Annotated in this window: 22 protein-coding genes and 1 pseudogene; 6 read left to right on the top strand and 17 right to left on the bottom strand. The window is 69.6% G+C overall.

Going from position 1 to position 24517, the window contains the following annotated elements:
- Positions 1–6: 6 nt before the first annotated feature.
- The 7 genes from ACFWPS_RS08575 to ACFWPS_RS08545 form a co-directional block, all read right to left on the bottom strand.
- Positions 7–606, bottom strand: a complete 600-nt coding sequence (locus ACFWPS_RS08575) for a TetR/AcrR family transcriptional regulator (protein ID WP_383702456.1) — start codon at positions 604–606, stop codon at positions 7–9.
- A gap of 57 nt (positions 607–663) precedes the next feature.
- Positions 664–1245, bottom strand: coding sequence for a GAF domain-containing protein (locus tag ACFWPS_RS08570; protein ID WP_383702454.1), 582 nt, complete (start codon positions 1243–1245; stop codon positions 664–666).
- Between the two features lie 61 nt (positions 1246–1306).
- Positions 1307–1906: an ATP/GTP-binding protein gene (locus tag ACFWPS_RS08565; protein ID WP_383702451.1), complete on the bottom strand. Its 600-nt coding sequence runs from the start codon at positions 1904–1906 to the stop codon at positions 1307–1309.
- Entirely contained in the window at positions 1884–2255 is a 372-nt protein-coding gene (locus ACFWPS_RS08560; protein ID WP_217552435.1) for a DUF742 domain-containing protein, read from the bottom strand. Before ACFWPS_RS08560 ends, ACFWPS_RS08565 begins: the two co-directional genes overlap by 23 nt.
- Before the next feature lie 2 nt (positions 2256–2257).
- On the bottom strand, positions 2258–2692 hold the full coding sequence (locus ACFWPS_RS08555) for a roadblock/LC7 domain-containing protein (RefSeq protein WP_383702449.1): 435 nt from the start codon (positions 2690–2692) through the stop codon (positions 2258–2260).
- Positions 2693–2760: 68 nt separating this feature from the next.
- Complete coding sequence (locus tag ACFWPS_RS08550; RefSeq protein WP_383702447.1) at positions 2761–5160, bottom strand: ATP-binding protein; 2400 nt, start codon at positions 5158–5160, stop codon at positions 2761–2763.
- 415 nt (positions 5161–5575) lie between these two features.
- Complete coding sequence (locus ACFWPS_RS08545; RefSeq protein ID WP_383702638.1) at positions 5576–6736, bottom strand: DUF4037 domain-containing protein; 1161 nt, start codon at positions 6734–6736, stop codon at positions 5576–5578.
- A 104-nt stretch (positions 6737–6840) separates the two neighbouring features.
- On the opposite strand from ACFWPS_RS08545, the pseudogene ACFWPS_RS08540 reads away from it, so the two are divergent.
- A pseudogene (locus ACFWPS_RS08540) lies at positions 6841–7670 on the top strand (SAM-dependent methyltransferase).
- Between the two features lie 137 nt (positions 7671–7807).
- On the opposite strand, the gene ACFWPS_RS08535 reads toward ACFWPS_RS08540, so the two are convergent.
- The 5 genes from ACFWPS_RS08535 to ACFWPS_RS08515 form a co-directional block, all read right to left on the bottom strand.
- Complete coding sequence (locus ACFWPS_RS08535; protein ID WP_383702636.1) at positions 7808–8341, bottom strand: GNAT family N-acetyltransferase; 534 nt, start codon at positions 8339–8341, stop codon at positions 7808–7810.
- 313 nt (positions 8342–8654) lie between these two features.
- The gene (locus tag ACFWPS_RS08530) at positions 8655–12803 is read right to left on the bottom strand and encodes a trypsin-like peptidase domain-containing protein (RefSeq protein ID WP_383702445.1); all 4149 of its coding nucleotides are present in this window, start codon (positions 12801–12803) and stop codon (positions 8655–8657) included.
- Positions 12804–12825: 22 nt separating this feature from the next.
- Positions 12826–12990 (bottom strand): hypothetical protein, encoded by a 165-nt coding sequence (locus ACFWPS_RS08525; RefSeq protein ID WP_383702634.1) that lies wholly within the window; start codon positions 12988–12990, stop codon positions 12826–12828.
- Positions 12991–13135: 145 nt separating this feature from the next.
- Positions 13136–13660: a transposase gene (locus tag ACFWPS_RS08520; protein ID WP_383702632.1), complete on the bottom strand. Its 525-nt coding sequence runs from the start codon at positions 13658–13660 to the stop codon at positions 13136–13138.
- A gap of 166 nt (positions 13661–13826) precedes the next feature.
- The gene (locus tag ACFWPS_RS08515) at positions 13827–14354 is read right to left on the bottom strand and encodes a hypothetical protein (RefSeq protein WP_383702443.1); all 528 of its coding nucleotides are present in this window, start codon (positions 14352–14354) and stop codon (positions 13827–13829) included.
- 456 nt (positions 14355–14810) lie between these two features.
- Here ACFWPS_RS08515 and ACFWPS_RS08510 point away from each other — a divergent pair, with 456 nt between their 5' ends.
- Together ACFWPS_RS08510 and ACFWPS_RS08505 are read left to right on the top strand one after the other, a co-directional pair.
- Positions 14811–15554: a hypothetical protein gene (locus tag ACFWPS_RS08510; protein ID WP_131815844.1), complete on the top strand. Its 744-nt coding sequence runs from the start codon at positions 14811–14813 to the stop codon at positions 15552–15554.
- Positions 15555–15741: 187 nt separating this feature from the next.
- Positions 15742–17307 carry an ISL3 family transposase gene (locus tag ACFWPS_RS08505; protein ID WP_383702630.1) on the top strand — a complete coding sequence of 522 codons (1566 nt, stop codon included), beginning with the start codon at positions 15742–15744 and terminating at the stop codon, positions 17305–17307.
- Positions 17308–17319: 12 nt separating this feature from the next.
- Here ACFWPS_RS08505 and ACFWPS_RS08500 read toward each other — a convergent pair whose 3' ends face one another.
- Both ACFWPS_RS08500 and ACFWPS_RS08495 read right to left on the bottom strand, forming a co-directional pair.
- Positions 17320–17751 (bottom strand): hypothetical protein, encoded by a 432-nt coding sequence (locus ACFWPS_RS08500; RefSeq protein ID WP_383702441.1) that lies wholly within the window; start codon positions 17749–17751, stop codon positions 17320–17322.
- 380 nt (positions 17752–18131) lie between these two features.
- Positions 18132–19331 (bottom strand): MBL fold metallo-hydrolase, encoded by a 1200-nt coding sequence (locus tag ACFWPS_RS08495; protein WP_383702439.1) that lies wholly within the window; start codon positions 19329–19331, stop codon positions 18132–18134.
- Positions 19332–19471: 140 nt separating this feature from the next.
- Between ACFWPS_RS08495 and ACFWPS_RS08490 the strand changes: the two genes are divergently transcribed.
- On the top strand, positions 19472–20650 hold the full coding sequence (locus ACFWPS_RS08490; RefSeq protein ID WP_383702437.1) for a Glu/Leu/Phe/Val dehydrogenase dimerization domain-containing protein: 1179 nt from the start codon (positions 19472–19474) through the stop codon (positions 20648–20650).
- Positions 20651–20662: 12 nt separating this feature from the next.
- Here ACFWPS_RS08490 and ACFWPS_RS08485 read toward each other — a convergent pair whose 3' ends face one another.
- Together ACFWPS_RS08485 and ACFWPS_RS08480 are read right to left on the bottom strand one after the other, a co-directional pair.
- Positions 20663–21823 carry an MFS transporter gene (locus ACFWPS_RS08485; RefSeq protein WP_383702434.1) on the bottom strand — a complete coding sequence of 387 codons (1161 nt, stop codon included), beginning with the start codon at positions 21821–21823 and terminating at the stop codon, positions 20663–20665.
- Entirely contained in the window at positions 21820–22422 is a 603-nt protein-coding gene (locus ACFWPS_RS08480) for a helix-turn-helix domain-containing protein (protein WP_383702432.1), read from the bottom strand. Before ACFWPS_RS08480 ends, ACFWPS_RS08485 begins: the two co-directional genes overlap by 4 nt.
- Between ACFWPS_RS08480 and ACFWPS_RS08475 the strand changes: the two genes are divergently transcribed.
- Positions 22421–22942, top strand: coding sequence for a GNAT family N-acetyltransferase (locus ACFWPS_RS08475; RefSeq protein WP_383702430.1), 522 nt, complete (start codon positions 22421–22423; stop codon positions 22940–22942). The genes ACFWPS_RS08480 and ACFWPS_RS08475 overlap by 2 nt on opposite strands.
- Before the next feature lie 68 nt (positions 22943–23010).
- A complete protein-coding gene (locus ACFWPS_RS08470; protein ID WP_383702428.1) occupies positions 23011–23613 on the top strand; it encodes a TetR/AcrR family transcriptional regulator in 603 nt (200 codons plus the stop codon).
- Positions 23614–23657: 44 nt separating this feature from the next.
- Here the strand turns inward: ACFWPS_RS08470 and ACFWPS_RS08465 are convergent, their stop codons facing one another.
- Positions 23658–24443, bottom strand: a complete 786-nt coding sequence (locus ACFWPS_RS08465; RefSeq protein WP_383702426.1) for an SGNH/GDSL hydrolase family protein — start codon at positions 24441–24443, stop codon at positions 23658–23660.
- Between the last annotated feature and the right edge of the window lie 74 nt (positions 24444–24517).

Below are 24517 nucleotides of genomic sequence, written 5' to 3'. Positions count from 1 at the left end.
TAGGCCCTACGCCGCCGTCACACCGAGCAGGGCCCGGCAGTTCTGCCAGAGCGGGCTCAGTCGCCCGGTGCTGTTGTACAGCTTGGCGAACATCACCTGGCCCTCCAGCTGGGCCACCACCGCCCGTGCCGCCTCCCTGGTGTCGGTCACGCCCACGTCGCCGCGCTCACGGGCCTCGGCGACGACCGACTCCACCATGTCGACCTGGGCGTCGAAGATCTCCTGGAGCCGTCCGCGGACCGCCTCGGTCTGGTTGCTCAGCTCCAGGGCGAGGTTCCCGAACAGACAGCCCGCCACGGTCCCGCAGCCCCGCTGGCCGGCGAGCTGGCCGGCCTCGGTCTCCTCGAACAACCGCCGCAGCCGGCTCAGCGGCTCCGCGTCACCGGTCAGGGCCCGGGTCCAGTCACGCTTCTGGGCGGCCCAGTGCTCGTCTACGACCGCGAGCGCGAGGGCCTCCTTGGACTCGAAGAAGTAGTAGAAACTGCCCTTCGGCACGCCGGCCGCCTTGCAGATCTCGGCCACGCCGAGTGCGGCGTAGCCGCGCCCTTCGATCAGCGAGCGAGCGGCGTCGAGGATCTTCCGCCTGGCGTCACTGGTACGTCCCATGCCACCAGGGTACGGAGGTACTAGACCGGTCGGCTAGCGAAGGGAGTGTTCCCGCCGTCACAGCAGCGGCAGACCGTCGGCCTCGCGCCGCTCGATGCGGGCCACCAGCTCCGCCGCCGACGACTTGATCGTCTCCAGACCGGGCCGGCCCCAGGGCCGCGGCTCCACGTCGACCACGCACACCGTGCCGAGCACCGTCCCCGTGCTGTCGGTCAGCGGGGCGCCCAGGTAGGAACGGATGCCGAAGTCGTCGACGACCGGGTTGCCCGCGAACCGCGGGTAGTCGCAGACGTCCTCCAGGACCAGCGCCTTGCGACGGACCACCACATGGGGGCAGAAACCATGGTCGCGAGGCAGCTCACGGCCCAGTACCGGGGTGCTGCCGTCGGGCCGCACCACGGGCGGTGCCACGTCCGGCAGGTGCAGGCCCGCGAAGAACTGGCGGTTCACGTCGATGAAGTTGACCATGGCGTACGGTGCCCCGGTGACCTCGGCGAGCCGGTCCGCGTAGGCGTCGAGGGCGGGGTCCGGGTGTGCGCCCAGGCGCAGTTGGCCGAGGCGCCGGGTGCGCTCGGGTGCCTCCTTGTCCTCGGGCGTGAGCAGCAGCCGGCCGGCCGGGCGCGACGGGTCGTACCTCATGCGCGGGCTCCGTCGCAGTGGACGTGGGTCATATACGGGCTCCGTGAGGGGTGTTGGGGGTTCACATGTGGGCGCCGTGGCTCGGCGCGGAGACCGGAGCGTGGGCGATGAGATGGCGGACGAGGGTGAGCAGGGTCTGGACGCCGGAACTGGAGATCCGGGCGTCGCAGCGGACCACCGGGACCTCCGGGTCGAGGTCGATGGCGGCGCGCACCTCGTCGGGGTCGTAGCGGTAGGAACCGTCGAACTCGTTGATGGCGACGATGAAGCCGAGGCCGCGCTCCTCGAAGAAGTCGACGGCCGCGAAGCAGTCCTCCAGGCGGCGGGTGTCGGCGAGGATGACCGCGCCGAGCGCGCCCTCGGACAGCTCGTCCCACATGAACCAGAACCGCTCCTGTCCGGGCGTGCCGAACAGGTAGAGGACGTGTTCCGGGTCCAGGGTGATGCGGCCGAAGTCCATGGCCACGGTCGTCTCGACCTTGTTCTCGATCCCTTCGAGGCTGTCGGTCGCGGCGCTGACCGTGGTGAGGAGTTCCTCCGTGGACAGCGGGGCGATCTCGCTGACCGCGCCCACGAAAGTGGTCTTGCCGACCCCGAACCCACCGGCCACCAGGATTTTCAGCGCGGTGGGAAAGGGATCAGAGCTGTCGTCGTAGGCCATCGAGCACTGCCTCCAGGAGGGACCGGTCAGTGGGGTTGTGGTGGAACACGGGGGGCTTGGCGGTCAGCGCCCCGCAGTCGACGAGGTCGGAGAGCAGCACCTTGGTGACCACGGCGGGCAGTTTGAGGTGCGCGGCGACCTCGGCGACCGAGACAGGGGCGCGACACAGGTCGAGTGCCTGCGCGTGCTCGAGGCCGAGGTAGCCGAGGGGCGTGGACCCGGTCGCCATCACCTGCGACATGAGGTCGAGGGCGATGCTGGGCTCGGTGCGGCCGTTGCTGACCGTGAACGGGCGCACGAGGCGTCCGGCCGCGTCGTCGAGCCATGGCCCGTCGCCGGCTGCCGCCACCCTCAAGGCCTCATCGCCGTGGATTCGACGGCGTGCTGCCGGGGTGCGGTGACGAGGTACGGGCGGACGCTCTTGACCAGCATCGCCATCTCGTAGCCGAGGACGGCGGCGTCGGCCTCCCGGCCCGCCAGCACGGCGAGGCAGGTGCCGGAGCCCGCGGTCGTGACGAACAGCAGCGTCGAGTCGAGTTCGACGACGACCTGGCGGACGTCCCCGCCGTCGCCGAACCGGACGCCCGCGCTGCGGCCGAGCGAGTACAGGCCGGAGGCGAGCGCCGCCATGTGGTCGGCGCTGTCGGGGTCCAGGCCGTGGACGGACTTCACCAGCCCGTCGCAGGACAGGAGCACCGCGCTGGAGGTGTGCGGTACGCGCTGCACTAGGCCGCTCATCAGCCAGTCGAGGTCGGATACCTGGGCGGTCGGCGCATCGCTCGCCATGGTGGATCGACTCCTTGGGGTACGAAGGTCTGCGGGAGCGGTGGGGGTGGGGGTGGAGACGGTGCTGGTCATCCGGCTGGTGCGCTCCCGTCGGGCCGGGTGGTGAAGTCGGAGGTGTGCACCGGGCGCAGGGCCTGGGAGTACGACTGCGGTCGGGACGCGGACTGGTTGTCGGCGGGGTCCCGGTGTGTCCGGCTCATGTGTGTGGGGGACATGTGGTCCGTGGCCATCGGATGAGGTGGGGTCATGTGGTCCGAGGTCTTGTGATCCGAGGCCGTGTGGTCGGAGGTCATGTGGTCGGAGACCATGTGGCCTGAGACCAGCGGGTCAAGCGCGATGGGGGTCGGCGTCATGCGGTCCCGGGCGGACTGATCCTGGGCTGTGTGGTCGGGAGCTGTGTGGTGCGGAGTCAGGTACCCGGCCTCCATGTGGGTCACGTCCGCATGTGGCGCCCCCGTGTGCGTGGCGTCCATGTGCGTGGAGTCCATGTGCGTGGAGTCCATGTGCGTGGCATGGGACGTATTGGTCGGCCGGTCGCCGGATCCGTCGCCGAGGACCATGTCGGCGAAGCCCATACCGGTGAACCCGTCATGGAGGGATGCGCCATGTGCCCCGCCCATGGAATCGGCGGCGGTCGGCTCCGCCTGGGTGGCTTCCAGGTGCTGCTGGGCTTCGGCTAGGCCGATGCCGCGCTGGAAGGCGGCCATCAGGCCGGGGTCGTGTCCGGCCGGGACCTCGTTGTCCTGGCGGGGCGCCGGGCCGCCGCGGAGCTGGGGAACGATGTGCTCCTGGGCGCGGCGGCGCGGCAGTTGGGGTTTGCCCATGGTGCCGCGCACGGCACCGACGCGCGGTACGGGCGGGCTGCCCGCGTGCTCGGCGACCGCGGACCTGTCCTCGGGCCGGATGCCGGGCAGCGCCTCGGCGGGGTTCGCGCGGGTCTCCTGGGCGCCGCGCACCGGCAGCGGCGCGGGACCGCCCCCGTGCTGCGCGTGCCGACGGCGGCCACCGGCGGCGGCCGTGGCGGGGCCTGGCTGCTGCCCGGGTCCTCGGCCGGTCGGCGAACCGCCCACGGCGGCCCGGTTTCCGGCCCCTGTCTCCGGCCCGGCGCCGCCGGGCCGCACGCCCTCCAGCGCCCCGGTGTCGCCGGACGGCCGTGCTCCCCCAACTCCGGGCGCACCACCGCCCGGCGTCGCCGGCGCACCGCCCCCGTTCGCCATGGAGCGCGGCTGCGGTACGGCACCGGGTGCCCCGGGTGCGCCCGGTGCCGTACCCAACAGGCCCTGCGGGACGACGAGGACGGCCTGGACGCCGCCGTAGATGTTGGTCTGGAGGCGGACGTTGATGCCGTGCCGGCGAGCGAGCTGGGAGACGACGAAGAGGCCGATGCGGCCGTCGGCCAGCAGGCTGGCGACGTTGACCTGGTCGGGGTCGGCGAGCAGGGCGTTCATCTTGGACTGCTCGCCGACCGGCATGCCGAGTCCGCGGTCCTCGACCTCGACCGCGAGGCCGGAGGTGACGAGGTTGGCGCGGAGCAGCACCTGGGTGTGCGGGGCGGAGAACACCGTGGCGTTCTCGACGAGTTCGGCGAGGAGGTGGATGACGTCGGCGACGGCGTGCCCGCGCAGTTCGCCGTCGATCGGCGGGACGAGTTTGACCCGGGAGTACTGCTCGACCTCGGCGATGGCGGAGCGCAGCACCTCGGTCATGGAGACGGGGTTGCTCCACTGCCGCCGGGACACGGCGCCGCCGAGGACGGCGAGGTTCTCGGCGTGCCGGCGGATGCGGGTGGCCAGGTGGTCGACGTGGAAGAGGCCCTTGAGGAGGTCCGGGTCCTCGATCTCGTTCTCCAGCTCGTCGAGGATCGAGATTTCCCGGTGCACGAGGGACTGAAGGCGCCGCGCCAGGTTGACGAAGACCTCCAGCTTCTGTTCGCTGCCGGCCTGACTGGAGAGCTGGGCCGCCTGCACGACGGCGGTGACGGCGCCGTCGTGCGCGCGGGACAGGTCGGCGGCGAGCAGCTCGAAGTCGTCCGCGTCCTCGGGGGGTCCGCCCCGCGGCTTGCGCGGGGGCGGGGTCTCGCCGCGGCGCAGCGCGTCGACGAGGGCCAGCAGATCGGCCTCGCCGCGGGCGGCGTTGCGGCGCAGGACGGCGACGCGGTCGCTGACCGAGCGGGCGGCGCGGCCCGCGGCCACGGCGGCGATCACGATGCCCGCGGCCGTCACCGAGACCGCTCCGGCGAGCACGGCCAGCAGGGTGAGGCTGGGCCGGGCGCCGGTGGAGCGGACAGTGAAGAGGACGGCCGCGCAGCCGCTGAGTGCCACCGCGACCGGGGGCAGAACCGCCAGACGCATGAGCTGAGGCCGTATGTGGGTCTCGGGCAGCGCGGGAACGGGTCGGGCGACCGGCCGTCCGTGCCGGCCGCCCTCACGGCGGTCGGCACGGGCGGCCGGTGCACGGAGGTGAGACATCTGCGTCCTCGTACTGGTCCGTCGGGCCTGGTTCCTCGCGCGGGTCGCGCGAGTTGGGCATGCGCCATCGCAGTGCCGGCCGAGGGGACCGCAAAAGAATTCGGCCCCGCCTCGCCCGACGGACACTCACAGTAGTCGCCAAGGCATCACGTGCGGTGGGCAGTTGACAAAGTCCCCCGGAGATGGTCCCGCTCTGGTATGAGCCGTCGCACGAAAGACCGATAACCCCCTCTACACCCCGCTACCGAACAGCCATCAACCGATCCCACCTGCTCAGAATCGGTCGCACGCGGAAGACGCGGACCGGGGCTCCCGCCGCTCCGTCGCGCTCGCCGACCGCCGGTCCGCACGCCCTCGGCCGACCGGTCCGGACGGCCGCAGGGGCTTGCGCCCCCCTTCCTCCACCCCCGGATCGTCACCCACGGTGACCCCTTTGGCCTCGACCGCTCTTCGTCGGTGCGTGGTGCGGGCCGTCGTGGGCGACGATGCCCGTCACCGCGTCGGCCGCGGCCCGGGTCAGGTCCGGGCGGCTCAGGACCTCCGCACTGTCGATGAACTGGTCCACCGCACCGGCCCTGCGCAACGCCCGTATGTCCGGGTCCTTGATGCGGGCGGTGAGCGCCTGGGTGAAGCGGTCTGCGCGCAGCACCCGGAAGGGCCGGGCGTGGTAGGTGCGTGTGGCCGGGTCGACCCGGTCGGTGAGCTCCAGTTCGTTGTGCAGGTGGGCGACGATCTCGTACGCCTGGACCAGATGGCGCTCGCGCAGGTGCCAGTCGGTGGCGGCGAGAACGGCGGTGAGTTCGGAGGTGAGCCGGGGTGCCGCAAGGGTGCGGGCGAAGGCGCTGCCGAGCCATTTGCCGTACGGCGGGTAGCGCCGGTCCATCAGCAGGGAGAGCCGCATGAGGTCGCGGACCAGGCGGGAGGCCTCGACGGCGGAGCCCAGCTCGTCGCCGACCTCGCCGCAGCGGCCGACGAAGGCCTCCTCCTGGGCGATGCGCTGCCACTGGCAGGCGAGGACGTGGAGCCAGAGGTCGTGGGGGTACCAGCGCAGGGCGGTGCGGGCCGGGGTGAGCGTATGGAGGCCGTCGTGGAACACGGCGCCGGCGGTGACCTCGGCGAGGAGCTGGGTGGGCATGGCGAGCCAGTGCGCCGGGGTGACTCCGGAGGCGGGGTCGAAGCCGAGGGTGGCGCGGAACCAGGAGGAGACACCGGTGACCTCGACGCGGTGGTGCACCGGACCGTCGGTGACCCGCATGACGCGGACGTCCCGGTTCCCCGTGGCGGCAAAGTGGGTGGGCCAGCCATGGAAGGTCTTCGGAAGGTGTTCGGCGAGCACATGTCTGATGCGTCCGGCGTGGCGGCTCACATCGTGGGAGTGCAGGAAGAGCTGGAGACGCGGCCCCCATTCGTGGTCGGCGGAGCGCTCGGTGTCGTAACCGAGCACTTCGGAGCCCGCGCCGATGCGGGCCGCGGAGTGGGGTATGCCGGGAGCGGCCTCTTCCAGCAGGGGGCGTACGGCCTCGGTATAAAAGCGTCGGGAGAGCTCGAGTCCCGGTAAGAAAGCAGGACTTGGCATATGTGCATGGCTCATGACGATGCCCCTGCCCAGGTTGTGCAGGGGCATGCACGCCATTTTCACGCCATCGCCACACCGGTGACGGCGTCACAAGGCCGCCCGCGATGTTCGTACCGCAGACGCACCCACTGGGAGCGGAGGCCAGAGTCGACCTCGGCGACGTGCACGTCATGCCCCCGGCCAAGATGACCAAGGTCTACTTGTTCGCGATGCAGCTGTCCTACTCCGGCAAGGCGGTGCACCAGGTGTTCACCTCCTGCGGCCAGGAGGCGTTCTTCGAAGGGCACCTGCATGCATTTCGGGTACTGAGCGGCAAGGACAACTATCCGGTCGATGAGGCGGTGGCGGCGAAGCTGCCACCGGAAGCGCGTCTCAACGCCATGCGCAACAGGGCGTTCACGCACCGTGCGGCGACCTGGCTGGCCGGCAACGGCATCGACCAGTTCCTCGGCATCGGCACCGGCATCCCGACCGCGCGAAGGCTCTGCTCACCAGCAGCCCCGAGGGAAGCACCGACTACATCGAGGCCGACGTACGGCAGCCGGGAACCATCCTCGACCACGCCCGTACGTTCATGGACTTCACCCGGCCCGACGCCCTGTCGATGATCGCGCTGATGCGCTTCATCACCGACGACGAAAACCCCTACGGTCTCACGCGGACGCTTCTCGACGCGCTGCCCCCGGGCAGTTACCTCATGTTCTCCCACGGCACCACCGACGAGCACCCGCACCTCGCCAAGTCGGTGACCACGACCTACCGCAAGGGCGAGATCCCCCTGCGCATGCGGACGCGGGCCGAGATCGAGCCGTTCTTCGAAGGCCTGGAACTGGTGGCTCCGGGGCTGGTCACGGCGACCAGGTGGTACAAGGACTCACCGGCTCCCGCCCAGGAGCCGAGCGGCTTCCACGTCGGCGTCGCCCGCGCGCCGTAGGGATCTCCTCGCGCCCGAGGGCTGACGGTATTCCTTGCAGCATCTCTCGCCTGGGCATCCACTCCGCGGTAATCAATGCGATCAGGAAGGTATGGCGAGTAGTCGGCTGTCTTGTGAAGTTTGACGGCTCTGCCGATTCACGCCTGGAACTCGGTGAGATCGATGCTGTGAACGCGCAGCGGATAGCCGTGCACCGGGTGCGCCGCCTCTCGTTCCAGCACCATGCCGAGCTTGCGGATGACGTTCTCGGACGCGTCGTCCCCCACCCGGTTGATGCTGATGACTCGGTCGAGGCCGCGGTCCTGGAGCGCGAACTCCAGCGTGGCATGGGCGGCTTCGGATGCGTATCCCTGGCCCCAGAACTGTGAGCCGAGTCGCCAGCTGATCGCCACGGCGGGCAGTACCTCCGGCAGGTACTCGGGCACGGACAGACCCGTGAAGCCGGCCAGCTCACCCGAAGCCAGCAGCTCTACGGCAAAAAGCCCAAAGCCTTCCTCGTCCCACTCCTCCTCCCACTGCTCGACGGCCTCAAGCGTGTGGTCCAGGTCGCGCACCGAGCCGTCGTCAATCCAGCGCATGACCCGCGAGTCCGCGTTGATGTCCGCCATGGGCGCGAGGTCATCGTCATGCCAGCGACGGAGGAGGAGGCGGGGTGTACGGATCTCGGTCATGGCGCTCATCCTGCCGAAGGCAACGGCCTCATAGGTAATCGGTGTCAGCCCGTGCTGCTGTTCCGAAACGCAATGCATCAAACCACCTGCACCGCGCACCATGACGGGTGAGTCACCGGGCCGACGACCGAACAGACGACGTGCCACTTGGCCTGAGCGGTGAGGCCGGTGGCCAGCACGCCGTGCAGCAGGACACCGTCTTGACCGTCAGCGCGTGGTACCGCAGTGCCGCGTCGGTGTCCCCGTCTCTGGCGTGCGCCTACCGCCTTCACCGCCTCGCCGTCGTCGGTACCGTAGTGGTTCACCTGTCGTATCAGGTTGTGTTGCACACGGGGCCTACCGATTGGCCGGGTAGGTACGCCGTGCGTTCCTGTGGGGTGAGGTCGCGGTTGACAGTACGGCATATCTTTCGTACGGCCGCATCGGGTCGGGGCATGACGACATTCCACAGCCGCGCCGTGTGGTCGCTGCTGCCTGTAACGAGGGTATGGCCGTCGGGGCTGAAGACCACCGCAGTCACCAAGAGGTTCTGTCCGTTGAGGTTGGCGATGGTTTTGCCGCTCGCGACGTCCCACAGCCGCGCCGTGTGGTCGCTGCTGCCTGTGGCGAGGGTGCGTCCGTCGGGGCTGAAGGCCACCGACGTCACATCATTGGAGTGTCCGGTGAGGGTGGTGCGGGTCTTGCCAGTGGCGACGCCCCACAGCCTTGCGGTGAAATCCGCGCTGCCTGTGGCAAGGGTACGTCCGTCGGGACTGAACGCGACCGACGTCACCGAGTCGGTGTGACCGATGAGAGTAGTGCGGGTCTTGCCGGTGGTGACATCCCACAGTCGCACCGTATTGTCGTCGCTGCCTGCGGCGAGAGTGCGTCCGTCGGGACTGAAGGCCACCGACGTCACCGAGTCGGTGTGACCTGCGAGGGTAGTGCGGGTCTTGCCGGTGGCGACATCCCACAGGTGCACGGTTTTGTCGGTGCCGCCAATAGCGAGAGTGTGGCCATCGGGGCTGAAGGCCGCCGACGTCGGCAGGTTGTCCGGTCTGGCGAGGGTGGTGCGGGTCTTGCCGGTGGCGACATCCCACAGCCGGACCGTGTAGTCGAGACTGGTGGTGGCGAGGGTGCGTCCGTCGGGACTGAAGGCCACAGACTCCACCATGGCGTTGTGTCCGGTGAGGGTAGTGGTGGTCTTATCGGCGGCGACGTCCCACAGCCGCACCGTGTGGTCGGCGCTGGCGGTGGCGAGCGTGTGACCGTCAGGGCCAAAGGCCACCGCCGTCACCGAGTCGGCGTGTCCTGCCAATGTGGTGGTATTACCGGAGGTGATATCCCATCGCCGCACCGTGTGGTCGGCGCTGGCGGTGGCAAGGGTGCGACCGTCAGGGCTGAAGGCCACCGACTCCACCCAACCGCTGTGCCCTCTCAGGACGGCGCGGGATGCACCGGTGGCTACGTCCCACAACACCGCGAGGTTTTCGAGGCTGGCGGTGGCGAGGGAGTGTCCGTCGGGGCTGAAGGCCACGGACGTCACCGCTTCGTCATGTCCGGTGAGGGTGATGCCGGCCTTTCCAGTGGCGACGTCCCACAGTCGCACCGTGTGGTCGGCGCTGGCGGTGGCGAGCGTGTGACCGTCAGGGCCAAAGGCCACCGACAGTACCGACTCCGTATGTCCGGTGAGGGTGGTGCGGGTCTTGCCAGTGGCGACATCCCATAGCCGCGCCGTGTGGTCGAGGCTTCCTGTGACGAGGGTGCGTCCGTCAGGGCTGAAGGCCACCGACGTCACGGGAGCGTTGTGTCCGGTGAGGGTGGTGCGGGTCTTGCCGGTGTCGAAGTCCCACAGTCTCACCGTGTTATCACTGCCTGTGGCGAGGGTGCGGCCGTCAGGACTGAAAGCCACCGCCGTCACGGGGGCGTTGCTTCCGGTGAGGGTGGTGCGGATTTGGCCAGTGGAGACATCCCACAGGCGCACTGTGGAGTCGTCACCGGCGGTGGCGAGGGTGCGGCCGTCGGGGCTGAAGGCCACCGACGTCACCGCCTTCTTGTGTCCGGTAAGGGTGGTGCGGGTCTTGCCGGTGGAGGCATCCCACAGCCTTACGGTCTTGTCGTAGCTGCCTGAGGCGAGGGTGCGGCCGTCAGGACTGAAGGCCACCGACGTCACCGCATCAGTGTGGCCGGTCAAGCGCCGATACGACGGGAGGGCTGCCGCCTCTCGCAGGCTTGCAATGGACTCGGACGTGTGGCTGGTGTGATACGCCTGCACAGCCAGCAATGAGGCCAGCTCGGGATTCGCGCCCATGAGCGTTTCGGACTGGGCAGCAAGCTGTCTCGACAATGCTTCCTGACGTTCGGCGGCTGCCGTCCGCCACTGCCACAGGGCACCTCCTGCTGCAATGAGCGCGAGTGCGAGCAGGGACGCAAGCACGGCGTTGAGGCGTCGGCTACGCCGGATGACAGCCTGTTGACGCTGTTTGCTCGCTGCGAGAAAGGCCGCAATGTCGCTCGGCAACCGGCGTTGCCGTGACCAGTCGATGCCTTCGGCCAGTGCGGTCCCACCCAACAAGTCCCCAGGGTCGGCCGTCACAGCCCAGCGGGACTGCCGTTCACGAGTCTTGTCGAGCCAGTCCTGGAAACGGTGATCCTGGCGGACCCACTCGCGCAAGGTGCCCCATTCGCGGATGAGGGCGTCATGAACGAGTTCGGCCACCGGCTCTCCTGGAGAACCTTCGGGGAGTCGAGGCACACGGAGCCTATGAGTGGTGATGATGCGATGGCGCGTGAGGGAAGCCATGACAGCGTCAACGGCATCCCCGCTGCCCGGTCCGTCGCCAACATCGGCGGCGATGTCACGTAGCTCGTCAAGGGAGACCTGGGCACGCACTGCAGGAACATTCCGGCCCGGATCAGCGGGGCGCACCAGGGAGGTCAGGATCCTCCGAGCGATAGGCCGCTGAACCGCAGTCAGGTCGCTGAGGGCATTGTCGCACCATGTGGTCAGGCTTCCGCTAACCCCTCCGATGCGTCGGTAGGCCCCATGGGTGAGGTATCCGTCCTGCCGTCGAATCCACAGCTGGCTGAGCGTCAGCTCCAACAAGGGCAGCACGGTGACCGGTGCCTGCTGCGTTACGGTCGCCTCGGGAGTGATCGCCAATACGTCAGTGACGATCTGCTCAGACAGTCCGGGCTGAAATCGCAGTCCCACATCCTGAGCGGGCAAAGTGATGATGTCGCGCAGGTCCTCCTGGCTCAGGCTGCCGTGCACATTGAGCAGTCCCGGCATCGCAGCGTCCAGCAACTTGGGTGCTGTGGCGGCCAGTTGAGGATAGAAGTCGTCCCGCATAACCAGGATCACGCTGATTCTCGTGTCAGAACAGGCCACGGAGATGATCTCGTCCACAGCGGCCCTGCGTCTGTGCTGCCGGTCGTTGGGGGGCTGGGTGAGGAGCTCTTCGAACTGGTCGACGACCAGCAGGACCCGTTGGCAACCGGGGTCAGCCGCAAGTCTCCGCGTGACCGCCGCCGCAATCCCGTCACTGGCGGCCCCGGATAGTCCGGTCTTGTCGATCTCGGCCAGCAGGTCCTGGCTGGCACGGACCATCACCGGCAGCCACTGATCACTTCCCGGCACCCGTCCCTGCGCCAGCGCACTCAGCACCCCAGCCTGGATCAGCGATGACTTCCCCGAACCAGAGGGCCCGAGCAGCAACGTGAGCCGGCGCTGCCCGACGAGGCTGGCCAGGATCTGTCGTACCGCCTCCTTCCGCCCCTGGAACCAGCGGGCGTGCTCCGCCCCGAACGGCTCCAGTCCGCGGTACGGGCTCACCTCTCGCACCTCCAGCTCAGGCACGACCTCCCGCAGCACTTCGGTCGGAACGACGTAGGCGATGCCCTGCCCCCGCTCGAACACATCGGGCGCGGTGATCTCGGTGAGCATGCCGATGACCAGTCCGGTCACCTCGTCCAGGACAGGGCCGCCGCTGAAGCCGGTGGTCAGGTCATTGGCGTCGGTGAGCTGCAGCAGCAAGCCCCGCGCGGCCGAGGCCGGAAGCAGGTCGCCGGCCACGCCGAAACCGAAATGCCCATCCGGCGGAGCCTGGGCCGGGAAACCGAACGACCTGACCTGGTGGTTACGGCAGCCCTCCGCCGAGCCCAGAATCAGGAACCCCATGCCAGGCCGTGTTGGGGTGAGCCGGACGACGGCCACGTCTTCGGCCTCCGGCGCACGCCAGGGCTCCTCCAAAACCCGACCCTCGATCACCCGCGCTTCCGGCACGTGCGGGAAGGCCACCCGGACCGTCTCGCCCGGCCCGCCGCCCGCCGCCCGGATCACATGCGCACAGGTGACCAGCAGGCCCTCGGCTATCAGGAATCCGGCCCCCGCCACACTCCCGTCACCGCACAGGACCTGCGCAACAGCAGCGGGCAGGGCCGAAGCGACTGGGCCGGAGTCGTTCATGGGATCGATCTGCATCGGATCAACCTGGACCCTTCCATCACACGGTCACGCTGAGGTGACAGCCTGCCCTCTCGCGATCACGACTCCGGCCGCCACCGACAGGTGCACCGAACTCGATCACGACGTCATCGGGGCGGTCCTTGCGCGGCTGCGCAAGGGCGGCGCGCACCACCTCCGAGAGCGGTTCCAGCGCCTCCTGCAGGGTCGTCGGTAGCTCAGCGCGGCCTCACCGATCCGGCCCCTTCACCGGCCCGTCGTACGCAGCCGGGGTCTCGACCAGAACGCTGCCCCCACCCTCCAGCGGAATCCGAGTCAGGGGTACCACGACGCTTCCGGCATCTGCCGTCTCAGCCAGCGTCACCCAACACGAACCCGGACCGCACTATGCAATAGGCCAAACGAACGAGACCCGAAGAGCCCGTGGCACGTCCGCCATCCCGTGATGCAATCCATCGAATCGTCGGCGCGAGGTAGCGCAAGGTGACGAACTTCAGTTCGATCCAGTTCAGCCAGGGTCCATAGGCCAGCAGGAAGACCAACTCAATGTCGTTGTCGGCGGCCCAAGTGCGGACGTCCGTGTGCTTGTGTGGAGAGAAGTCGTCCGGCACCAGGTACAACTTCTCTCTGGGCCAGCATGGGCGCAGGGCTTTGAGCAGACCGCTGAACTCACGCCACCGCTTGCGTTTGCAGATCCGGTAGTAGATCTTCCCGATGGCCAGGTCGAGAGCTGCGAGCATGTGCATCACGCGGCCGTAGCGGTTGCAAGTGGCCCGCAGCCGACGGGGCCCACCGTCCGGACGCCATACTTCACCCTTTCGGGACGTCAGGTCGAGCGACCGAACTCGTGCCGGTCGGTCGGACGGGTGTCGCATAGACCCGGGACTCGGTGCGTCTTGGCGATGAAGTCCGGTTCGGTGGATGCCTTCCAGCTGGTCCTGGTCTGCCACGAGACTTCGCCTCGTACAGGATGCGACGCAGGGCCTCCCGACTGATCGTCGCAACCACGTGCCTGGCGAGTCATGGAGATTTCCGGCTCGTTCACCCGCGTGACCAGGCTTCCATCCTCTGCGCAACATATGCAGTGTGCCGGGCCACCATCGTTCTCAGGGTTGTGAAGTTCCGTCCCGGGAAATATGCATCCGCCAGACCGTACAGCGGGAGTTGGACAGACAGTTGGTTCTCCAGTCGCTGCTCCGGACGGTAGTGCACGAGAGTGTTGCGGAATCCCGCGTGTGCCTGCATAAGCAGGAGGCTCGTCGGGTCCGTGAGGATGTCATTCAGCAACGACCGTGTTGGGGGCTGTAGGTGGGATGCGTACTGCTCGGCGAGTTTGCGGAGGCTGGACAGCACGTGGTGCAGCGTGATGTATCGCAGTTTCAACACGGTGGCGGCCGACGCTTCGCCGACGTCGCCGGCCAGCAGGACGTCCACTACATTCAGTGCGCACGTGAAGCCCATCAGGGCCGCTTTGACGTCCTCAGGCAGCACGGTGTCAAAGGAGCGTCGGTAGAACTTCTCCGCACGCACCTCACTGTCCGCCATGTGGGCAGTGTCCAGGGCGTCCATGAAGGAGTCGCCACTCCACGGAAGCCCGCCCACTGCTGATGCAACGTAGCGACCCTGCGCCACTGCGACAGCGTGGAGTTCACGGCCGAGGGCTACGGGGTTACGGAGCTGCTGTGGTGGTATGGCGAGGAAGAAGCTCGCCGTGTGCGAGGTGGAAATAACGGGCTCTGGCGATGATCACGTGATGGGTCAGGGTGTCAGGAGTATTCGGAGTCTGAGGAGGTCGAAGTTGGCTCTCCCGTAGCACTGGCGTTTGAGGGCCTTCCAGGCTCAGCCGTCGGTGACCGCGGCCTGGTCGGAGCGGGGGCAGGTGGTCGCCGCGGGCCGAGGCGGCAGCCGTGTGGGCGCGGGGCTGGGACCCGACCGGCTCGCCGTCGGTCTCGCGCCCATGGGGGAAGTCAGGGGTGGGTGTGAAGAGGATTATGGGGGTCGGAACATCAGGGTGAGGGGGAGGCCATGAGGTGGCTGGGATCGGTGCGGTGTCCGGTGGGAACGGCCGAGGAGGCGTGGGTCGAGGACAACATGGCCTGGCTGGCTGACCAGTTCGAGCCGGAGGTGCGGGCGGAGCGGATGGTGGAGCCGACGGCCGAGTTCTTCCCCGGGGCCTACGCCGGGTCGGACGAGGACATCCGGCGTACCGTGCAGCGGGTGTGCAAGCGGATGCGGGTGGACTACGGACGGCTGCTGGTAGAGGTGGAGCCGTACGACGACACCGAGCGGCAGACCTGGTTGAAGATGGGCCTGCAGTACCGCAGCGGCGGAGCCGTCGGGCACTACCGGCGCGAGGGCGGACGTCCGGTGGTGGCGATCAGTCAGCACCTGACCCGGCAGCCGATGGCGCTGGTGGCGACCATCGCGCACGAGCTGGGGCACGTGCTGCTGCTGGACGAGGGGCGGATCACCACCGCCCAGCGGCCCGATCACGAGCAGCTGACGGACCTGCTGACGGTCCACTTCGGGCTGGGGATCTTCAGTGCCAACGCGTCGTTCGACTTCACGCGGGACAGCAGCGGGTGGTCGCGGTCCCAGCTGGGTTACCTGAGCGAGGAGATCTACGGGTACGCGCTGGCGGTCTACGCCGCCGCGCGCGGCGAACAGCAGCCGCCGGAGTGGGCGCGGCACCTGGATACGAACCCCCGCGTCTACATGAAGCAGGGGTTGCGGTATCTGTCCCGGAAAACGCGACAGGTACGGAGTTGATGTCAGTGTTCACGGATTTCCGGGCTCTGGTGATGATCACGTGAAGTTGGCTGTTCAGCGCGCCCTGGCGCGATCGGCTCCGTGGAGCCCGAGAGGATGACCTGCGTGCCTATCTTCGAGTATTGACCTGTTGTTGCCCCATCTGAGAGCTGTCAGTGTCGACCGGGTCGAGTCCGATGGGTTGTCGGTGACGCTCTTTGTGCGGTCGTCCGCGCAGGTCGCGGGATGTTCGGGGTGCGGGGCGCAGTCGTCCCGGGTTCACGCGCGCTACCAGCGGATGCTGGCGGATGCGCCGTCGGCGGGGCGCAGGACGAGGGTAGTGGTGACGGTGCGCCGCTTCAAGTGCGACAATCCTGCGTGCGCGCTGTCAACGTTCAGCGAGCAAGTCCCGCACCTGACAACGCCGTTCGCGCGGCGGACCCCGGTGCTGACCGAGGCCCTGGTAGCCATTGCGCTCGCGCTGGCCGGCCGGGCCGGCGCACGACTGGCCACGACGCTGGGCATGCCGTGCGGCCGCGACCTGCTCATCAAGATGATCCGCGCGCTGCCAGCACCCGAGGTCCCGGCGGTGAAGGTACTAGGGGTCGACGACTTCGCGATTCGCCGCCGTCACACCTACAACACCATCCTGATCGATATGGCCACGCACCGGCCGATCGACGTCCTGCCGGATCGAGAGGCCGCCACGCTGGCTGCCTGGCTGGTCGAGCACCCGGGCGTCGAGGTCGTATGCCGTGATCGCGGAGGTGCGTATGCCGAGGGTGCCCGCACCGGTGCGCCGGACGCCATCCAGGTGGCAGACCGCTTTCATTTATGGCAGAACCTGTGCGAAGCGGTCGGGAAGACCGTGAACTCCCACTACCACTGCCTCCGCGTCCAGGCCGAGCGGGCCACACCGGAACCGGAGCCGACCCCGGAACCCGTGCCGGCGGCGGTCCTCGCGCCGGAGCCCGCGCTGCCACCGCGCCCGGAGCGGCGACTGGCTATCCGCACCCGCGAGCGCTTCGAGGCGGTGCAGAGCCGCTTGGCGGCTGGCATGTCACGGGCGGCAGTAGGCCGTGAGCTGAACCTGGACCAGCAGACCGTCCGCCGGTTCGCCGACGCCACCACGCTGGCGGAACTGCTGGTGAAGTGCGAGAACCGCGTGACGAAGCTCGACAGCTACCGCGAGCAGGTCCACGCGTTGTGGAACGCCGGCGTCACCGATGCCGCGGTGATCACCGAGCGGATCAGGCCGCTGGGGTTCACCGGCAGCGTGCAGATCGTGCGCCGTTACCTGCGCGCATTCCGAATACCCGGAACCAGTCGCAGCCGTCCCGATCCGGTCCGAAGGCGGGCGGCCCCGTCAGGCCCGATGATTCCCAAGCCCCGGAAGATCAGCCGCTGGATCCTCAGCCACCCCGACCGCCTGGATCACGACGAGACCCTGGAGATCAAAGACCTCCTCACACGGTGCGAGCATCTGCACCGCCTGGACGGCCACGCGCGCTCCTTCGCCGCCATCATGACCGGCAGACGCGGCACCGAAATCACCGACTGGATCGAGCGCGTCGAGGCTGACGACCTGCCCGCACTCCACACCTTCGCCACCGGACTACGCCGCGACCTGGCCGCAGTCACCAACGGCCTGAGCCTGGAACACAACTCCGGCGCCGTGGAGGGAGCAGTCACACGAGCCAAGGCCCTCAAACGCCAGTGCTACGGGAGAGCCAACTTCGACCTCCTCAGACTCCGAATACTCCTGACACCCTGACCCATCACGTGATCATCGCCAGAGCCAAATAACGCGGTCCTGGTAGCGCCACAGGACAAGGTCTCGCTCCAGCGGCCGGGCCAGCGGTAGCCAGGTGTTGTTGAGGAACTCAGCGCGGTGAGCACAGATCACTTGGTTGAAGTCAGCACGGACACCATCGACGTCTTTCTTCTTGTCGTCGAAGAGCTTCACGGAGTGACGGGCACGCTCGATGGCCGGGGCACAGTCATACGCAAGCTGTCCGGCAACGTCGGGGGCGATCTGCTGCAGCGCCCGGTGGGATTCGTGCACAATCAGGCAGATGTAGTTGTGCATGCAGAACATCGGCACGACTATCTGCGTCCCTGCAGCCACCGCACTCTGCAGGAAGCGCCGTAGGAACATCAAGTCCTGTGTGATCAGGCCAACCGCAATGCCGTCTCCAGGACGGGTGCTCGACATCATCGATGTGTGCTTCCTGATGTGTTGCGTTGAGGCCCGAATGCAGCGCCTTATTTTGCACCGGACTACGACCCAGCTGCCCAATTCCGTGCGAGCACGGGATGCGGTCCGGCGAGTCCGCCGCGTTCCCGAACCGGCACGCGAGACAGTCACACGTCCCTGATGGCCCCGAACTACTCAAGAAGCCCTGCCTTCATGCCACCGTGATCACCCGATCAGGAACCCGGTTCGACCGGACAACCCCGTTTATCGGTAGCCAGAAGACTTCTCAGCCCTCTCAGGACACGACGCGTCGTCCAAGGACCGCAACGTCTCGTCTCGCCTGTAAGACGACAAGACGGCCAGACTTTCCACAAGCTCCTGGAGAGTCCCGTCCTCGGACATCACTCGCCCACAAGGTCACGTTCGTCGTCCGCGGGTACCGGAGCCGGAACCGGGGCGGACTGAGGCTCGGGGCGACGCCAAGGGGTCTTGATCGGGTCGGAGACTCCGCGCCACCACGGGTCCGCGGGCAGCTTGCCGGACGGCTCGAAGGGCTCGCCGGGACGCGGCAGCGCGACCGCCTGGCCCGCCTCGTCACCGGCGTCCTTGGTCCACTCCCCCGGCTCGGCCCAGGCGTGCGGGGCGAGGTTGAAGGTGCCCCAGTGGATGGGCAGCAGCACGCCGTGCGGCTGCCCGCCCTGGAGGTCGAGGTGGGCGCGCATGCCCTCCTGCGGCGTCATGTGTATGTCGGGCCAGAACTCGCTGTACGCGCCGATCTGGATCATCGTCACGTCGAAGGGCCCGTGGTCGGCGCCGATGTCCTTGAAGCCGTCGAAGTAGCCGGTGTCACCGCTGTGGTAGATGCGGTGCTCCTCGCCGGCCACGGCCCAGGACGCCCACAGGGTGTGCTGGGTGTTGCGCAGTCCGCGACCGCAGAAGTGGCGGGCGGGGGTGGCCGTCAGGGTGAGTCCGCCGACCTTGGTCTCCTCGTGCCAGTCCAGCTCGCGCAGCCGGTCGGCGGAGACGCCCCACTGTTCGAGATGGGCACCGACGCCGAGCGGCACGGCGAACAGGGTGTCCGTGCCGGCCAGCGCCTTGATCGTGGGCAGGTCGAGATGGTCGTAGTGGTCGTGCGAGATGACCACCACGTCGACCGGGCCGAGCGCGGCGAGCGGCAGCGGCACCGGGTGCAGCCGCCTGGGTCCGGCGAACGGGAACGGGGAGCAGCGCTCGCCCCAGACGGGGTCGAACAGGACGCGGTGACCGTCGATCTCCACGAGGACGCTGGAGTGGCCCATCCACGTCACCCGCAGGCCGGTGGCGGCGGGCCGGCCTAGGTCGGCGACGGTGGTGGGGTGCACCGGAACCGTGCCCCGGGGAGCCCTGCGGGCGCGCTGCTCCTTCTCGAAGTAGGTCTTCGCGAACTCCAGCATCGACCCCGAGGGCCGCATCCTGGCGGTACCGCCGGGATTCTGGAAGACACCGTCCTTGAAGTGCGGGGAGGCCTGGATGCGGGCCAGGCGCTCGCCGCCGGGGTCCGCGCCGAAGGCAGCGGGCCGCAGCGCGCGGAGCCCGGAGCTCAGGGATCGCAAACCGGTCACGGTACCTCCAGTGGTGTAGCTGAGGTCCCCATTATGGTCGGCCCTTCCGACAGTCGGCGTTGACACCGCACCATCCGCCTCCCAATACTGACCCACTGTTCAGTAGTACCGTTTCTTCACACCACTCCCGAGGAGCCCCCGTGACCGCTCCCCTGATGTCCCTCGTCTGGACCGACCACGTCACCGGCCGCCAGGGTTTCCTGGTCGTCGACCGGCTGGTGCGGGGCGTGGCCAGCGGCGGTCTGCGGATGCGGCCGGGCTGCACCCTGGAGGAGGTCACCGGGCTCGCGCGCGGCATGACGATGAAGGAGGCCCTGCACTACAACCCCGAGGGCCGCTACATCCCGCTGGGCGGCGCCAAGGGCGGCATCGACTGCGATCCGCAGGATCCCGGGGCGTACGCCCTGCTGGTCCGCTATCTGCGCGCCATGCGGCCCCACGTGGAGAGCTTCTGGACCACCGGCGAGGATCTGGGGCTCTCCCAGGACCTGGTGGACCGGGCGGCGGCCGAGGCAGGGCTGGTCTCCTCGGTCCAGGCGGTGTATCCGCTGCTGGACGACGAGGCGGCGGCCCGGCGGCGGCTGGCGGACGCCTTCGCCGTCGAGGTGGACGGGATCGGCCTCGACGAGCTGGCCGGTGGCTGCGGGGTCGCCGAGTCGGCGCTGACGGCCCTGGACCGGGCCGGGGTGCCGTACGCGGGGACTCGGGTCGCCGTGCAGGGCCTCGGCACCATGGGCGGGGCCACGGCGCGGTTCCTGGCCCGCGCGGGGCTCACGGTGGTGGCGGTCGCCGACATCAAGGGCACGGTCGCCAACCCTGCGGGGCTGGACGTCGAGGCGCTGCTGCGCGCGCGGGACGCGTACGGCACCGTCGACCGCGCGGTCCTGCGCCCCGGTGACGTGGAACTGCCGGGGGACGCCTGGCTGTCCGCCGACGTGGAGGTGCTGGTGCCGGCGGCGGTGTCGTACGCGATCGACACCGACAACGAGCACCTGGTCACCGCCCGCTGGATCGTGGAGGCGGCCAACATGCCCGTGCTGCCCGAGGCGGAGGAGCGGCTCACCGCGCGCGGGGTGACGGTGCTGCCGGACGTGGTGGTGAACTCGGGCACCAACGCCTGGTGGTGGTGGACCCTGTTCGGCGACATCGGCCCCGACGCCGACGAGGCGTTCGCCCACACCCGCCGCTCGATGCGGGCCCTGGTGGAGCTGATGCTGGACCGCGCGGAGTCCGACGGCACGACCCCGCGGGCCGCCGCCCATGCCCTGGTGACCGACCGGCTGCCGGTGATCGCGGAGCGGTTCGGCTGGTACCGGTGACGCGACGCGTGCTCAGCGGCGCCCGGCCCTCAGGACGAGGAGCAGGGCCAGGAGCAGGGCCAGCAGAGCCGTGAGGGCCGTGCCCTGCCAGCCGAGTGCGTCGAGCAGGGGCGCGGCGACGGCCGTGCCCACGGCGCCGACCGTGAAGTACACCACGAGGTAGACACTGCTGAGGCTGCCCGAGCGGGCGGGGTCGAGGGCGATGACGCGGCTCTGGTTGGCGGCCTGGGCGGCGAAGCAGCCCGCGTCGAAGATGGCCAGGCCGAGGGCGGTGAGCCACGGGGTGTCCAGGCCCGTGGCCAGCAGGGCGGTGCCGGCCGCGGCGGCGACCACGGAGCCGCTGATCACCGTGCGCGGGCCGTACCGGTCGGTGAGGCGGCCGGTCAGCGGGAGCGCGGCGAAGCCGAGCAGCCCGGCCAGGCCGTAGAGGCCGATGGCGGTCGGGCCGAGGGAGTGCGGCGGCTGGGCCAGGTCCAGGGTGAGGGCGATCCAGACGAGGTTGAAGGCGAAGTACCAGAGCGCTCCGGCGGTCACCGCGCGGCGCAGCCGCGGCTGGTGCAGGAGCAGCGGGGCAAGGGCCGTCAGGGTGGCACGGTAGCCGCGGTCGGTGTGCGGCCGGTGCCGGGGCAGGAGCGTGGCCGCGGCGAGCGCGCCGAGCAGGGCGAGTGCGGCGAAGACGAGGAGCATCCGCCGCCAGCCGAGGGCGTCGGTGAGGGCGCCGCCCGCCAGCCGGCTGAGCAGGATGCCGGCCGACATGCCGGCGGCTACCAGGGCGACGCCGGTTCCGCCGCGGCCCGGCCGGGCATGGCGGCCGGCGATGTTACCGGCCTGGGCGGCCACGCTCGCGGCGGCGCCGATGAGCAGATAGGCGGCCAGGAGCACGAACGCGTCGCGCGCGGTCGCGGCGAGCGCGAGGGCCGCGGCCAGGGCGGTGAGCTGCGCGGTGACCAGGCGGTTGGGGGCGAGGTGGTCGGTGAGCGGCAGCAGCAGGGCGAAGCCGGTCATACAGCCGGCGAGGGCGGCCGTCGGCACCAGGCCGATCACGGAGAGCGGCACGTCGAGGTCGGCGGCGACCGCGGTGAGCGCGGGCTGCACGGCGTAGTTGTTCGCGATCGCCGTCCCGGCTATCGCGGCCAGCAGGAACGTGCCGCCGCGTGGCAGCGTCCGGCTCATGGCCGCGCGTCGCGGGTGAGGACGACGGCGTAACGGCACTCGGCGCCGGTGGTGTTGGCGAAGACGCGCTCGGCGGGTGCGCCGAGTTCGATGGTGTCACCGGTGTCGAGTTCGTGGACCGTGTCGCCGTCGTGGAAGGTCAGCCGGCCGTCGAGGACCCAGACGAGCTGCCGCACGAAGGCGAAGGCCGCCGCCGGATACGGGACGCTGGCGCCGGCGGGCAGCCGGATCTCGGCGATCTCCGCCGGGAAGCGCGGGCCGGTGATCTGGCGGCGCCGGTAGCCGGTGCCGGGGTCGCGCCACTCGGCGGCGTCGGTGACGCGCCGCACGCCCGGGGTGTCGGCCGCGGGCTCCTGCGCACCCTCGGCGAGGGCCAGCAGCGAGGCGACGCTGAGCTGGAAGGCGGCGGACAGCTTGCCGAGCACGACCGCGGTGGGGCTGCTCTCGCCGCGCTCGATCCGGCTGATCATCGCCGGGGAGACCCCGGAGGCGTCCGCGAGCTGCGCCAGGGTCCAGCGGCGGCGCTCCCGTTCGGTGCGGACACGGGCGGCGATCTGCCGTACCAGGGGATCCGCCGATGGTTCTACTATGTTGGACATGAATCCAATATACGAGAGAAGCGTGGTGACCGTACGTCCGGCCCGTCCCGGTGACGGGGAGGCCGTCCGCGCGATCCGCAATCACGCGATCGAGCACTCGACGGCCCTGTGGACCGAGACCCCGCAGTCCCCCGCCGAGGGGGCGGCCTGGTTCGCCACACACCTGGAGCGCGGCTCGGCGCTCGTGGCCGAAGTCGCCGAAGCCCCGGGCGAGGTGGCCGGATTCGCGGTCTACGGCCCGTGGCGCGCGCTGGACGGCTACCGGCACACGGTGGAGAACTCCGTCTACGTCCGCGAGGGCAGGCACGGGCTCGGCATCGGCTCCGCGCTGCTGGGCCCCCTCGTCGCCACGGCACGCGAGGCCGGCCACCACGTGATGATCGCCGGTATCGAGGCCGGGAACGCCGCGTCGATCCGGCTGCACGACCGGTTCGGCTTCGAGCACGTCGGGACGGTCCGGGAGGTGGGCACCAAGTTCGGCCGCTGGCTGGACCTGACGATCATGCGGCTGCCCCTGTGACGGTCGCGCGGCTGCCGCCGCCCCGGGACGCCGACGCGGGCAGTGCGACAACCGATTAGGGTGACCGCGTGGCGAGAGTGCGGTTGAGTGTGGCCGAGCGGCGGGAGGAGCTGCTGCGGGCCGCCATCGAGCAGATCGAGATGCGGGGCGTGGCGGCGGTGCGGATCGCCGATGTCGCCTCGACCCTCGGCGTGAGCAACGCGCTGGTGCTGTACCACTTCTCGACGAAGGAGAAGCTGGTCGCGGCCGCCTTCACCTACGCCGCCGAGGACGACCTGACGCATCTGCGCAAGCTGCTGGGCCGCCGTACGTCGGCGCTGCGCCGGTTGCGGGCGGCGGTGCGCTGGTATGCGCCGACGGGGCAGGCGAAGGGCTGGCGGCTGTGGATCGAGGGCTGGGCGGTGGCGTTGCGGGAACCCGCGCTGCGGGACGTCACCAAGGGCCTGGACCAGCGGTGGAAGGCGGCGATCGCCGAGGTCATCGCCGAAGGGGTGGCCGCGGGCGAGTTCCGGTGCCCCGACCCCGCGGCGGCGGCGCTGCGGCTGACGGCCCTGCTCGACGGGCTCGCCGTCCAACTGACGTCGTACCCGGGTGCCGTGCCCCGCTCCCGGGCGCAGGAGTGGGTCGACGAGGCCCTGGCGCGCGAACTGGGGCTGCCGGAGGAGAAGTAAGGGGCGGCCCGCCGTGAGGCCACCCCTTACCTGCCCGTGCCGTCTCAAGCCACGGAAGCGATCCGCATCTTGATGTCGTCCGGGGAGAGCGCCCCCTTGGCCGTCACGTGGTCGCCTGACGACTCGCCGCGCAGTCGGCGCCCTATCCAGGGGACCAGGTACTCACGGGCCCAGTGCACGTCGTCGCGGCGGACCTCCAGGGTGCCGCGGGGCGGCAGCGGCGGCCAGGGCTGGTCCGGGTCGGCCGGCACGTCGACGCCGAGCGCCTGGCCGGCGCGCAGGGCCACGCGCGTGTGCCCCTCGGGCGAGAGGTGCAGGCGGTCGTCGTCCCAGGCCCGCCGGTCCTGCACGGTCTTCAGGGACCACAGGTCCAGGACCGGGCAGCCGTACCGGTCGGCGATGGCCCTGACGTGCCCGTTGTACGTGGCGATCTTGCCGCGCATGTGCTTGAGGACGGGCACGCCCCGGGTGTCGAACCCGGTGGTCACCAGCACCGTGCCGATGGCCTCGGTCAGTTGGGCCACGGCCCGCTCGAACCGCTCGGCCACCTCGTCGGGGTCGGTGCCGGGGCGGATGATGTCGTTGCCGCCCGCGCAGAAGGAGACCAGATCCGGGGCGAGTGCCAGGGCCTGCGGCACCTGGTCCGCCACGATCTGGTCGAGCAGTTTCCCGCGCACGGCTAGGTTGGTGTACTCGAAGTCGCCCTCGGGCCGGCGGTCCGACAGCAGTACCGCGAACCGGTCGGCCCAGCCGACGAACGCCCCGTCGGGGCCGGGGTCGCCGACGCCCTCGGTGAAGCTGTCCCCCACCGCCGCGTACGACCCGATCACTGATGCATTGTCACTCTTCGAATCGTCTCCCACATCGGACCATGATTCACCTTCGGCTGTGACCTACGCGACCG

Source organism: Streptomyces sp. NPDC058457 (assembly GCF_042720695.1).
Taxonomy (GTDB): domain Bacteria; phylum Actinomycetota; class Actinomycetes; order Streptomycetales; family Streptomycetaceae; genus Streptomyces.
The sequence above is the reverse complement of the archived record's forward strand: the minus strand, read 5'-3'. Positions and strand labels throughout refer to the sequence as shown.